Annotated in this window: 12 protein-coding genes; 2 read left to right on the top strand and 10 right to left on the bottom strand. The window is 51.5% G+C overall.

All coding sequences use genetic code 11. The annotated features are described in order from the left end of the window. Nucleotides 1-33: 33 nt before the first annotated feature. The 5 genes from PGN_RS08175 to PGN_RS08155 all read right to left on the bottom strand — a co-directional run bounded on the left by PGN_RS08175 (nt 34) and on the right by PGN_RS08155 (nt 3,608). Nucleotides 34-528, bottom strand: coding sequence for an O-acetyl-ADP-ribose deacetylase (locus tag PGN_RS08175; protein WP_005873740.1), 495 nt, complete (start codon nt 526-528; stop codon nt 34-36). Nucleotides 529-609: 81 nt separating this feature from the next. After that, the gene (locus PGN_RS08170; protein ID WP_012458482.1) at nt 610-1,398 is read right to left on the bottom strand and encodes a UDP-2,3-diacylglucosamine diphosphatase; all 789 of its coding nucleotides are present in this window, start codon (nt 1,396-1,398) and stop codon (nt 610-612) included. 28 nt (nt 1,399-1,426) lie between these two features. Next, nucleotides 1,427-1,744, bottom strand: coding sequence for a metal-sulfur cluster assembly factor (locus PGN_RS08165; RefSeq protein WP_012458481.1), 318 nt, complete (start codon nt 1,742-1,744; stop codon nt 1,427-1,429). An 85-nt stretch (nt 1,745-1,829) separates the two neighbouring features. Further along, nucleotides 1,830-2,981 (bottom strand): molecular chaperone DnaJ, encoded by a 1,152-nt coding sequence (dnaJ, locus tag PGN_RS08160; RefSeq protein ID WP_012458480.1) that lies wholly within the window; start codon nt 2,979-2,981, stop codon nt 1,830-1,832. 42 nt (nt 2,982-3,023) lie between these two features. After that, complete coding sequence (locus PGN_RS08155; RefSeq protein ID WP_012458479.1) at nt 3,024-3,608, bottom strand: nucleotide exchange factor GrpE; 585 nt, start codon at nt 3,606-3,608, stop codon at nt 3,024-3,026. 394 nt (nt 3,609-4,002) lie between these two features. Between PGN_RS08155 and mfd the strand changes: the two genes are divergently transcribed. Continuing rightward, nucleotides 4,003-7,371, top strand: coding sequence for a transcription-repair coupling factor (gene mfd, locus PGN_RS08150; protein ID WP_012458478.1), 3,369 nt, complete (start codon nt 4,003-4,005; stop codon nt 7,369-7,371). Here mfd and lpxE read toward each other — a convergent pair. From lpxE to pheS, 3 genes are all read right to left on the bottom strand, one after another. Further along, entirely contained in the window at nt 7,348-8,685 is a 1,338-nt protein-coding gene (gene lpxE, locus PGN_RS08145; protein ID WP_012458477.1) for a lipid A C1-phosphatase, read from the bottom strand. The two genes, mfd and lpxE, sit on opposite strands and share 24 nt — an antisense overlap. 61 nt (nt 8,686-8,746) lie before the next feature. After that, entirely contained in the window at nt 8,747-9,421 is a 675-nt protein-coding gene (gene nth / locus PGN_RS08140) for an endonuclease III (protein ID WP_012458476.1), read from the bottom strand. A gap of 18 nt (nt 9,422-9,439) precedes the next feature. Further along, nucleotides 9,440-10,462, bottom strand: a complete 1,023-nt coding sequence (gene pheS / locus PGN_RS08135) for a phenylalanine--tRNA ligase subunit alpha (RefSeq protein WP_005873733.1) — start codon at nt 10,460-10,462, stop codon at nt 9,440-9,442. A gap of 121 nt (nt 10,463-10,583) precedes the next feature. On the opposite strand from pheS, the gene PGN_RS11625 reads away from it, so the two are divergent. Then, a complete protein-coding gene (locus tag PGN_RS11625; RefSeq protein WP_173032062.1) occupies nt 10,584-11,180 on the top strand; it encodes a hypothetical protein in 597 nt (198 codons plus the stop codon). A gap of 389 nt (nt 11,181-11,569) precedes the next feature. Here PGN_RS11625 and PGN_RS10795 read toward each other — a convergent pair whose 3' ends face one another. Together PGN_RS10795 and PGN_RS08125 are read right to left on the bottom strand one after the other, a co-directional pair. After that, complete coding sequence (locus PGN_RS10795; protein ID WP_004584729.1) at nt 11,570-11,893, bottom strand: hypothetical protein; 324 nt, start codon at nt 11,891-11,893, stop codon at nt 11,570-11,572. Between the two features lie 4 nt (nt 11,894-11,897). Then, nucleotides 11,898-13,439, bottom strand: coding sequence for a YifB family Mg chelatase-like AAA ATPase (locus tag PGN_RS08125; RefSeq protein ID WP_012458474.1), 1,542 nt, complete (start codon nt 13,437-13,439; stop codon nt 11,898-11,900). Between the last annotated feature and the right edge of the window lie 16 nt (nt 13,440-13,455).

Raw genomic sequence — 13,455 nt, 5'->3', positions numbered from 1 at the left:
AGAGATCTTGCGAGAAGGCCAAGGAGTTACGCGTCAGTCCTGTGTGATATAAAACTCCTTATCCGCTTCCGAGAAGCACACGATAGTGACGTCAATGGGGCGATCTGCAATAATCTCCCCGATAGTGGCCAAAGCAATGCGGGCGGCCTGATCTTTAGGATAACGGTAAACGCCGGTGCTGATGCAGGGGAAGGCAATGGATTTCAGTCCCTTGTCCAAGGCTATGGACAGCGATGTGCGGTAGCAGGAAGCCAATAGCTCCGGCTCTCCATGTTGCCCTCCATGCCACACAGGGCCTACGGTATGAATAACGTATTGCGCCGGCAGATTGTATCCTCCCGTTATTTTGCTTTCTCCCGTTGGGCAACCGTTGAGAGTGCGACACTCCTCCAGCAGTTCGGGGCCGGCTGCTCGGTGAATGGCTCCGTCCACTCCCCCTCCACCCAAAAGGGTATGATTCGCCGCATTGACAATGGCATCTCCTTCGAAGCGAGTAATATCGCCTACCGTGATTGTTATCTTTCCCATAGTGCTATTTTCGTTTATACCCTGAACGGGCGTGAAGTCGTATTTTATCAAGCAGTCTGTCCCGATCTTGATACCGAAGGCTTATTCCATGTCCTCCATGGATTCGAGCACAAGCGTCGTACCATCCCAAACGGCATAGGAGTTGTAACGAATCCAATCGCCAAGGATCAGGACACGCTTCTCATCGCGCAATGCCATATCGACCAGCAGATGTCGATGGCCGAAAATATAGAAATCCACTTCGGGATGTCGGGCATTATGTTCTTTGGCAAAGCGAATCAGCCATTCGTTTTCTATGTCGAAGTAGTCGTTGCTGTAGGCGTGGGGGATATTGCCGAGTGTCTTTCGCTTCTCTCCGCTGCGTCTGCTTTTCAGTGAAATGCCATAGGCCAAACCGACTGTCCAGCGAGGATGCACGGCTGCATAAAGGAGGCGTGCCAACGGATTGCGGAAGAGGCGGTACATGCAGTCGTACGAACGCTTCACAGACCGATACTCCTCATCTCCATGCGCCAAGCGGAAGAGCTTGCCGGACAACTCCACCGTAATGCCATGCATATGGATATGAGCACCCAGCTCCTTGGTCAAATAATCTGTCAGCCATACGTCGTGATTGCCGGCAAAGAAATGAATCTCCACCCCCTCATCGCTCAATTCGGCTACTTTCCCGAGGAAACGCGTGAAGCCACGAGGCACCACATACCGATACTCGAACCAATAGTCGAACATGTCGCCCATGAAGTAGATGGCCTTGGCCTCATGGCGAATACGCTCCAACCAAGCGGCCAAACGCCTCTCCACTGCCATAGGATCGGCATGATGGCGCGAACCGAGATGGGCATCACTGGTAAAGTAGATCTTCGAACGCATGGGGAAATTCGATTCGGAGCCGAGGTTTTTAGAGGAATCCAAGCTCCAGCATGGCTTCCTCGCTCATCATGTCCTTATTCCATTCGGGTTCGAAGGTCAGGTCTATCTTTACCCCCTTGACGCCTTTCACGCTTTCCACCTTCATGCGAACATCCTCTATGATGAAGTCTGCTGCAGGACAATTCGGTGCCGTCAGTGTCATGGTGACGGTAACGAACCCGTCGGCTCCTGCATCCACATTATATATCAACCCCAGATCGTACACATTGACTGGTATTTCGGGGTCGTATACTGTACGCAGCATACGGACAATGTCCTCTTCTGTCTGCAAAAATTCGTTGTTCATCGCTCAAAAAGACTTCGTTTGTCAAACTGCATACCGGATACCGGCAGCTTTTCTCAGGTCAAGTACCATACAATGGAATTGTCTTTCAATCCAGCATCTCTCTGTATTTCTTGTCTATATCCTTACGAGCAGCATCGGTAGGTTTGAAGCTGTCCGAGTTTTCCATCGCTGCGATAGCCTGCTCATCTTTGGCATCGATCGATTCGGGGATATAGACATTGACATTCACCAGTTGGTCTCCCGTGCCATAGCCGTTTACGCTGGGCAACCCCTTATTGCGCAAACGCAGCATCTTGCCGGGTTGTGTCCCCGCCTCGATGCGGATCTTGGCTCGTCCGTCTATCGTCGGCACTTCCACACTACCTCCTTTTATAGCCAACGGAACGGATATAAGCAGATTGTATATCAGATCGTTGCCATTGCGGATCAGATTCGGATCCGGTTCCTCGGCGATCACGACTATCAAGTCGCCATTCACGCCTCCTCGGGGCGCGGCATTTCCCTTGCCGTTCACGGACATTTGCATTCCTTCGGCTACACCGGCAGGGATGTGGAATGAGATCACCTCTTCGCCGATCTCCACTCCTTCGCCCTTACACTTGGAGCATGGCTTCGTGATGATCTCACCCTCTCCGTGGCAAGTGGGACAGGTGCTCTGGGTCTGCATGGCCCCAAGGAAAGTGTTACTCACACGTGTAACCACGCCGGTCCCATGACAGGTCTGGCAGGTAGTCTTGCCATTGGCTTCTTCCGTGCCATCGCCACGACATTTGCTGCACACTACCTGCTTTTTCACTTTCACTTTCTTCTCCACACCTTTACTTATATCGGCCAAAGAAAGCTTCACTCGTACTCGCAGGTCAGACCCTCTGCGAACACGTCTGCGACTGCTACCGCCCATATCGGAAAATCCGCCGAAACCGCCGAACCCACCGAATAGATCACCGAAGCGACTGAAAATATCCTCCATGGACATACCGCCTCCGCTGAAACCTCCACCGGCAGCTCCGCCCAATCCGGCATGGCCGAACTGGTCGTATCGACTGCGCTTCTCTGGATCGCTCAATACGTCGTAGGCTTCGGCTACCTCTTTGAAGTGCTCTTCGGCCTCCTTGTCACCGGGGTTCTTATCCGGATGGTATTGGATAGCCTTCTTGCGATATGCTTTTTTCAGTTCATCGTCGGTGGCATTCTTCGATACACCGAGGACTTCGTAATAGTCTCTTTTTTCTGCCATGTCTTATCCTTGTTCGTTCTGCTCCGATTCGTTGACGGGGATTCATTCTCCCACCACCACATGAGCGTGACGTATCACTTTGTCGTTGAGCGTATAGCCCGTCTTTACACAGTCTATTACCTTACCTTTCTGCTCGGCCGAAGGTGCCGGGATCATGGCTACGGCATCGCAGAGGTCGGCATCGAATGGCAGGTCTGCGGTTTCTATCTTTTTGACACCCTGCTTCTGCAGATAGTCCATGAACTTGCTGTAGATCAGCTCCACTCCTCCTTTGATGGCAGCAGGCTCCGACATGTCGCCCAGATTGCTGAGGGCGCGCTCGAAGTCGTCGATCACGGGCAGCAGATCCACGAGCACCTTTTCTCCTCCATTGCGGATAAGTTCGCTCTTTTCCTTGAGTGTCCGTTTGCGGTAGTTGTCATACTCTGCCATCAAACGCAGATGGGTGTCGTTAAGAGCAGCCAACTGAGCCGTGAGCTCCTCCACCGGGTCTGCCACCTTGTCGTTCTCTTCGGCTGCGGGGGCACTATCTATATCATTTTCGTGACTGTTTGTCAGTTGTTCGTCTCTTTCGGTATCCTGTTCGGGCTGAGGCGTTCGTTCGCGATTGTTTTTTTGCTTGTTCATTATATTGCTTTCACTTTTTTATTTTATTCATTATCAGCATGTTGATGCAGTCGAAAAGGGCTGTTCGCCTTTTATCGACACAAATGTACACTGTATTAACTACAAAAACCGCTCCACCCTATGGCACCGGCTCTAAATGGACTATCGTGTTGATGTAACATCAGAAAACAAATCCATTGGCCTTTTCTTGCGTCCAACTGATGTTAATTATGTCGAAACATTTGACCGATTCCGAGTATCAACCTTTTCGGTGTACGTCACGTTTTTAAGAAGGACAAAAGAGAAAAATCTTGCGTATAAACCAACCCGTGCGATCTGATTTGGCCGGAACTTTGGGATGGATCGTAATATCGTTTCGCTAAAATAATTGGTACAGACCGCTTATTTTTGTCTCATGATCAAATCTCCCCAACCAATCGATATTCTTTCCCTCTTTCGCCGGCACAATGGTGTGCAGGCTTTGATGAAAGCCCTCGACCGAGAGAAGTACGTAGCTCTCGACGGGCTTTGCGGGTCGTCGGCAGCCCTTATAGTGAAACTGCTACACGAATCCGGTCGCCCTGTCCTTTGCATTGCTTCGGATATGGAAGAAGCCGGCTACCTCTTCTCCGATTTGGAGCAACTCGGAGGAGAGGGTAGTGCACTTTTTTTCCCTTCCTCCTATAAGCGTGCTATCAAATACGGGCATACCGATGCGGCACAACAGGTGCTTCGTGCCGAGGCTTTGGCCGCTCTTTCGATGGAGGGTAGCTGTCCGCTTGTCGTCTCTTATCCCGAAGCCGTGGCCGAACGCGTGGTCGCCGGCGATATACTGGAGAAAGAGATGCACAGCATCCGTCAGGGAGACAGGTTGGATCGGGATTTTCTCAGAGACCTTCTATTGGAATGGGGCTTCGAACGAACCGATTACGTCTATGAGCCGGGGCAATTTGCCGTGCGAGGCAGTTTGCTGGATGTGTTTTCTTTCAGTCGCGAGCTACCGGTACGTATCGACTTCTTCGACGACGAGATAGAAAGCATCCGTCTCTTCGAGGTGGAGAGTCAGCTCTCGGTGGGGACGCTGTCGGAGGTCGTACTGATGCCTGATGTGGCAGGAGATGTTCGTGCCGAGGAGTGTTTGCTCGGTTTATTCCCGAAGAATACGATCATCGTATTGCCGGACAGACCGTTTTTGGAGGATCGTCTGCAAATGGTATTTACCGATGCTCCGCTCTTCGATGACGGCGAAGGATTCGGATCGCTCGAAGCCATGCAGGAGCGGCTCACATCGCCTAAGGAGCTGATGGATAAATTGAATGGTTTCACGACCATTGCCACCGGTAGTGGCAGGAGCGGCAATTACCGTATCGGCTTCAAGACCCAACCGCAGCCTTTGTTCCACAAGAATTTCGATCTGCTCATCGATCAACTGGAGCAATGGCGAGATGCCGGCTACAGATTGCTTTTGGCCACAGCCTCGGATAAGCAATACGAGAGAGTGGAAGAGATCCTTTCCGAGCGTGGAAGCTCTTCGCTCCTTCCGGAAAGAGTATCGCTCACCTTACATGAGGGTTTTTCGGACGAAGCTCTTCGGATCGTTCTGCTTACGGATCACCAGCTTTTCGATCGTTACCACAAATACAATCTCAAAAGCGACAAAGCCCGTTCGGGGAAAGTGACCCTCTCACTGAAGGAGCTGAACCAATTCTCTCAAGGCGACTATATCGTGCATATCGATCACGGTATCGGCCGGTTCGGAGGCCTTATCACGACCGATGTGGGAGGGAAGCGGCAGGAAGTAATCAAACTCATTTACCGAAATAACGATATAATATTCGTCAATCTGCACAGCCTTCATAAGCTGTCCAAATACAAGGGTGGCGACAGCGATGCACAGGTAGAACTGAGTCGCCTCGGCACGGGAGCCTGGCAAAAGCTCAAAGAGAGGACCAAAAAGCGTGTCAAGGATATTGCTCGCGATCTGATCCGGCTCTATGCCCAAAGGAAAGAAGAGCGAGGATTTGCATTCAGTCCGGACAGTTATCTACAGCACGAATTGGAAGCCTCTTTCCTGTACGAAGATACGCCCGATCAGGAGCGTGCCACAGCAGAGGTAAAAGCAGACATGGAAAGCGATCGTCCGATGGATCGGCTTATCTGCGGCGATGTCGGTTTCGGCAAGACGGAGGTGGCTGTTCGTGCCGCATTCAAAGCAGCCACAGACGGCAAACAGGTAGCGATACTGGTGCCGACTACCGTACTGGCCTATCAGCACTATCAGACGTTCAGGGACAGATTGCAAAATTTCCCCGTGCGTATCGAATACATATCCCGCGCCCGTTCGGCCAAGGATATTAAAGCGATTCTGCACGATCTGGCAGAAGGTCGGATCGATATAATTATAGGTACGCACAGGCTCGTGAGCAACGATATCAGATTCCATGACCTCGGCCTCCTTGTGATCGATGAAGAACAGAAATTCGGTGTGGCAGTAAAAGAAAAACTGCGCAAACTACAGGTCAATGTCGATACGCTGACCATGTCTGCCACACCTATCCCCCGTACTTTGCAATTCTCTCTGATGGGAGCACGCGACCTCTCGAATATCAACACCCCACCGCCGAATCGCTATCCCGTTGCCACCGAACTAGCACGATTCAGCCCCGACATTGTTCGGGAAGCTGTCAATTTCGAGATGTCTCGCAACGGGCAGGTCTTTATCGTCCACAACCGAATAGATAATATAGAAGAGATCGCCGGCATAGTACAACGTGAAGTCCCCGATGCACGCGTGGCAGTGGGGCATGGCCGTATGTCGCCCACAGAACTGGAACGGCTTATCCTCGATTTCGTCCATTACGAATATGATGTGTTGGTCGCAACTACAATCATTGAAAACGGTATCGATGTGCCCAATGCCAATACCATTATCATTGACGATGCCCACCGATACGGTCTGAGTGAGTTGCACCAGCTTCGCGGACGTGTGGGACGGAGCAACAGGAAAGCCTTTTGCTATCTTTTGAGTCCGCCGCTCAGTGTCCTGAGCGACGATTCGCGCCGTCGGCTCCAAGCCATAGAGAACTTCAGCGACCTCGGCAGCGGTATTCGCATTGCTCTTCAGGATTTGGATATACGTGGTGCCGGCAATGTACTCGGTGCCGAGCAGAGCGGATTTATTGCCGATTTGGGATATGAGACGTATAGTAAGGTCTTTAATGAAGCCGTTTCCGAACTCAAAGCGGATGAGTTTGCCGATCTTTATGCAGAGAGCCAAGAAGCTATTCCTTCAGCTTCCCGGTTTGTAGTGGAGACAACGGTCGAGAGCGATTTGGAACTTTCCTTCCCCGAAGAATATGTGCCGTTGGATTCGGAACGCATTCTTCTTTATCGGGAGTTGGACAATCTCTCCACAGACGAGGAGCTCGATGCATTCCGGCGCCGTATGCAGGACCGTTTCGGTAAAATTCCGCCGGAGGGAGAGGAGTTGATACGAGTACCTCGGCTGCGACGCCTCGGCCGTTCGCTTGGTATAGAGAAGATCGTATTGCGTGGGGAACAGATGAGTTTCCATCTGGTCGGCAAGGAAGACAGCCCTTACTATCAGAGCGAAGTCTTTGGCATGTTGTTGGAATATATCGCAGCGCACACACGTCGGTGCGAGATTCGTCAGTCCGGAGGAAAGAGGATCGTTCGCTTGCGCGAGGTGCCCGATGTGCTCACCGCTTGTGAACTCTGTACAGCCATTTCCACACAATCGTCAGCGGAAAGGATAGAATTGTAGTCCGACTGCAAACTCAAATCCCCGGTAAGGTACGGTAGCTCTCTTTTTGATGATCGACCAAGTGGATGTTTCCTCCATAAGATGGTAGACTGCCTCGCCAAGCTGATACCCTGCATGAGCTTCTATACCCATGTGATCGGATACCCTGTATGCTACTCCCACTTGGAACGCCGGTTGGAAACTCGAGCGTCGGTGTAACTTCGAAGACATTTCGTCCGGCTTGTCTTGGGCATTGGTAAAGTCTGTACGAAACAGTATTGAGGGCAGGATCTCTGCCCAGACGGATGCTCTCTGCCATGGATGCCATTCTACACCGGCAGAAAGTCCGAGTGAGATCGCCGGAGCTACGAAAACTTTTGCCGGCCTTTCTCGCGTAAGGCCTTTCTGCTTCTCTGTCGAAACGCTGAATTGCAATCCGATTCGTACCCAGCGAGCAAAGCTCGGATTGAAGGTCGTCTTCAGGTTCATGCCGAAAGCGTCGGTACGTTCTACTGTCTTGCCTTCAAAGTCCATCTGCCGGTTGATGTATCTATTCCCGGTAGAAAGAGAAATGACCATGCTCTCCAGAGTTCCTTCTTGTTTCTTGGTCAGCTTGTAGTTGTAGCCCGTAGGATCGCGGAAGATCAGATCGCTGATCCAATAGCCTAATTCTCCGACCAATATCCCTACGGCAGCTCCGCAAAGCACATCGCTGGCCCAATGCCGATTGTTCACGATACGGCTGATCCCCGTAAAGGAGGCTACGGTATAGCCTGCCACGCTATACCAAGGGCTTCGGGAGCCGTATTCGAGATGAAAAAGTGTGGCGCAGGCGAAAGCTGTTGCCGTATGTCCTGACGGGTATGAATTGGCAGCAGTTCCATCCGGACGCAACCGTCCGAACGAATATTTTCCGGCATTGACCATTCCACCCATAAGTGCCATACCCAAGGCATCCGACACAAGCATTTTTCCCCATGATTTGCTGCGTCCCTTATAGCCGAATCCCCTCATCGAAAGCTGTGCCATAAGGGGAACGAGCTGACTGACGTTGTCTATCTTGGTATGAAAGCTCCCGGCACCGGTAAAGCGAAGCTCTCGGATATTGTCATCCACGTTGAAGGTAAGGAGAGAAGCAGCCACAAGAGGCAGGGAATGCCGCAATGTGTTTTTCATCGGTTTTACATGGTAAACACCGATGGCAGGAGGAAACATTTTGGCCGAATCGGATATACAAGTCGTATCTGCCATGTTGTTGCATGGAGACGATGCTTGCAGATGGAGCGGGAGAGCAAATAAGAGAACAAGCAGGAGTAAAAAGCTTTCTCGATTCATATTGCCTCCGGAATTAAGGTATGGAGCATTTGTGCGGATATTATTTGCACAACAGGCCTTATCATTCCCCTTTTTTCGGAAGGGCTGTACTGTTCTTCTTAAAAACTTTCGAGCAGTAGCGGCAGAATGGTGCTATGCCACAGTCTGCACATTTGGGCTTGCGAGCCAGACAAACGTACCGTCCATGCAGGATCAGCCAGTGATGAGCTTTCGGTATCAGCACATCCGGGATATAGCGAACCAGCTCTCGCTCCGTCTCTAACGGAGACTTCGAACCGGTGGTCAGGCCTATCCTTTCGGATACTCTGAATACGTGCGTATCTACGGCCATGGCCGGTTTGCCGTAGACGACGGAGGCTATCACGTTGGCTGTCTTACGGCCTACGCCGGGCAGTTTGGTTAGTTCTGACACCTCGTCCGGTACCACTCCTCCAAAATCAGAGCAAAGCATCTGCGCCATCCCGACCAGATGTTTCGCTTTGCTGTTCGGATAGCTGATACTTCCTATATAAGACAACAAATCCTCCACCGTGCTCCCGGCCATATCCTTTGCTGTCGGATAGGCAGAAAAGAGAGCCGGTGTCACCATATTGACGCGCTTGTCGGTACATTGTGCCGAGAGAATAACGGCCACCAGCAACTGGAAAGGATCCCGGTACCGCAGCTCCGTTTCGGCCACCGGCATATTCTCGGCAAACCAATCGATAACGGCTTTGTATCGCTCTTCCTTGCGCATTCGATACTGATCAGAGGGTTAGTGCACGCTCTTGAACTGTTCCAAGAAGTTGAGGTCGTTCTCCGAGAAGAAGCGAAGGTCTTTGACTCGGTACTTAAGATTGGTGATACGTTCGATACCCATACCGAGCGCATAGCCGCTGTATTTCTTGCTGTCTATGCCGCAGTTGTCCAATACGTTGGGATCCACCATGCCGCATCCGAGTATTTCCACCCATCCCGTATGCTTGCAGAAGTTGCAACCTTTACCCCCACATATATTGCAGGAGATGTCCATCTCGGCAGACGGTTCGGTAAAGGGGAAATAAGAAGGGCGAAGGCGTATTTTGGTTTCGGCTCCGAACATTTCCTGTGCGAAGTAAAGAAGCACCTGCCGCAAATCGGCGAAAGAAACATCCTTGTCCACATACAGTGCTTCCACCTGATGAAAGAAGCAATGCGCCCGATAGGAGATAGCTTCGTTTCGGTAGGTACGCCCGGGGCAAATGACACGAATCGGCGGTTGTGTCTTTTCCATCACCCGGCTTTGGACACTGGACGTATGCGTGCGAAGGATGACATCGGGGCGATGCTCGATGAAGAATGTGTCCTGCATATCACGAGCAGGATGGTCTTCGGCGAAATTCATCGAAGAGAATACATGCCAATCGTCCTCTATCTCCGGCCCGTCGGCAATACTGAAGCCGAGGCGGGCAAAGATCTCGCAGATCTCCTGCTTCACCAGAGAGATCGGATGGCGTGTTCCGAGTCTCGTCGGGTATGATGTTCGTGTCAGGTCGGTTTCTGCCGAAGCTTGTGCAGAGCCTGCCTGTGCCCGCTCGCGAAGGGAGTTGATATGCTCCTGAGCCTTGTTTTTCAGCTCATTGAGCATTTGTCCGATTTGCTTTTTCTCTTCGGACGGTACCAGCCGGAAGTCATCGAACAGACGGGCTATTTCGCCCTTTTTGCTGAGATACTTGATTCGCAGAGCTTCGGCTTCCTCCACGGTGGCAGCCACACACTGACCGATTTCCTGTAGGAGTTGATTGATTCTTTCTTTCATATCGTTGTCGATAGAAGTGCTGTTTTTATAGGAAAAACAAAGGTATAGGATTTTCCATTACCTTAGTTCCGATAATTTACAGACGAGAAATTCGATTCTCTTCACTAATACCGAGTAGAAAATGAGAAGTAAAATCTTTTTCTCCCTCTTGATGGCTATCGTTTTCTCGAGTGGGGGATGCAGAACGAATCAGACCAACAGTCCCACAGAAATGACGCAGACTCATAACCAGAAGCCCCAAAACGATTTCCCGAAACCTATCCTCATCGGAGGAGAGGAGGGCAACGGCCACGATGGAGTAGCACCCATGACGCCGGCTATGGCATTGGCTCCGATCATCATCTACAAGACGCGAGGCGACTATCGCAATCTCGTGCCTATCACCCTCTCGGCTGACAAAAAGTATGTGGTGGCACGTCCTGCCCCTTCCGATCTTCGTCGTGGCGATGGTTTCTGCACTCCGGTGGAGCTGGCCGACGGCTATCTCCTCGACCGCCGTGGCATCGGGCCTACCACAGCTTTCGTCGAATACACCTATGAGCAGTACTTCGCCATCAAAGGCATTCCCTCCCAAAGCGACCTTTTGCAGAGGATCGTCGATGCAGATCCCTTCACGGAGCTGTACCGCTGCGACCGTAGCCGCTGCAACCCGAACGACATTAAATCCATGAACGCCTACATCAAAGCAGGCAAACCCGGAGCCGTATCGCTCAAATAAAGAAGTCTGCGAGATTTTTTCTTCCGTTTCTTTCAAGAAGTTTCACAGTTAAGAAACTTTATTTTCACAGTCGAGAAACTTTAGTTTCACTACTACGAAACTTTAGTTTCATGGCTGTGAAACTATCTATTGCTGTCCGGGAAAATTTGGACGGTTAGGAAATTCGAGATAAAATTTCCTTTTCTTAGCCATTACTGTTCTATCAAGAGTCATTACGAAGGGGAAAACAGCCTAACCACATATAAATGGCAGTAAAGCAGACTCCATTATTACAGTATATTTTGAAGAATCTTCATTTTTTTACCGACAGCAATAGAAACTATCCTTGGCCGACTACAGACGAGAAGGATTAGGAGAAAGGATGCATTTGTTCCTCCTCATTCGAGGCATTAGCGGAGGAGATGGGCGAGAGAAGAAACAGTGGGGAAGTGGTAGAGATGCACGGGGACGGTCTGTAGCAAGTGGAGCCGGCTTTGCATTTCGGACAGCGTGACACTTTGTGTATCGGCAGGGAGGTGAGGCGACAGATCAGCCGGACAAAGCAAGAGACTCCCCGACAGAAAAACAACGGCCTCGGATTCGTGAGAAAAAGAGCTTAGCTCCCAGCATCCGGATGTAGTATCCAACCGGAGAAGAGGGTAAGAGAAGCTCGTCTCGCCGATAATCAGGCGATGGGCGGCAAATGATGGCAGGCGTGTGTGTGTGCTATCCATCGTCTTAAGCCTTGCCCCAGTTTTCCCGGTCGAGATTGCGGTAGCCGATGGCTTCTGCGATGTGTTCGCCACCCACATCTTCGCTGCCGGCCAGGTCGGCAATGGTGCGTGCCACCTTCAAGATACGACCATAGGCACGTGCAGAGAGGTCGAAGCGTTCCATAGCCGTCCTCAATCGTTGAAGTCCCTTTTCGTCGGGCAGTGCATAGCGGTTCATCAATTTGTCGTCCATCTGGGCATTGCAATGGACACCGGAGTGGTCGGCAAATCGTTTGCTTTGGATTTCGCGTGCTGCAACCACTCGCTGGCGGATTTTCTCGCTGCTTTCGGCCGGCCGGCTATCGGATATTTTCTCAAAAGGAACAGGCGTAATCTCTACCTGTATATCGATCCTGTCCAGAAGAGGCCCCGATATGCGGCTGAGATATTTTTCCACCTGTCCGGGCGCGCAGGTGCAAGGGCGTGTGGGATGGTTGTAGTAGCCGCAAGGACAGGGATTCATGGCAGCCACGAGCATGAATCCGGCAGGATAATCCACCGTCATTCTGGCTCTCGAAACGGTGATCTGCCGATCTTCCAAAGGCTGCCGCATCACCTCGAGAACGGAGCGGTTGAACTCGGCCAGCTCGTCCAAAAAGAGCACGCCATTGTGCGCCAGACTGATCTCTCCGGGCTGTGGATAAGTGCCGCCACCCACGAGTGCCGCGGAAGAGATGGAATGGTGGGGCGAGCGGAAAGGGCGTTGGGTCAGGAGCATCGAATTGACTCCCAGCTTACCGGCCACGGAGTATATCTTGGTCGTTTCGAGCGATTCGCTAAGTGTAAACGGAGGAAGAATTCCGGGCATTCGCTTAGCCATCATGGATTTCCCACTGCCGGGACTCCCGACCATGATCAGATTGTGTCCGCCTGCGGCCGCCACTTCAAGGGCGCGCTTGACCTTCTCCTGCCCCTTCACCTCCGAAAAGTCGAAAGATACCTGCTGCTGATGGTCGAAAAATTCCCTGCGCGTATCGACTATAGTGGGCTGTAGCTGATCGCCCCCATTGAAATGGCTGATCACTTCTGCAATATGCTTCACGCCATAGACATTGAGGTTGTTCACGACGGCTGCTTCACGTGCATTTTCCGCAGGGAGGATCAGCCCGTCGAACCCTTCGGCACGTGCTTGGATAGCAATGGGCAAGGCTCCTTTGATCGGACGGAGCGATCCATCCAACGAAAGCTCGCCCATAATCATATAGCGCGGCAGAGAGTCTGCTCCGATAATGCCATCTGCAGCCATGAGTGCAATGGCAAGGGGCAGGTCGTAGGCAGTACCTTCTTTTTTGATGTCTGCCGGACTGAGATTGATCGTAATGCTCTTTTGGGGAAAGGTGATATTCAGACAGTCGTATGTGGAGCGAATCCTATCCAGACTCTCACGGACTGCTGCATCGGGGAGTCCTACCATACTGAGATAGCAACCTCGGGTGATATTGACTTCGACGGTAACGGTAAGGGCGTCTATGCTGTGCAGAGCAGCGGCAAAGGTCTTTACTAACATAATAAAGAAACAGGGT

It is taken from the genome of Porphyromonas gingivalis ATCC 33277, assembly GCF_000010505.1.
Classification (GTDB): domain Bacteria; phylum Bacteroidota; class Bacteroidia; order Bacteroidales; family Porphyromonadaceae; genus Porphyromonas; species Porphyromonas gingivalis.
This window is presented reverse-complemented; position numbering and strand designations above follow the sequence as displayed.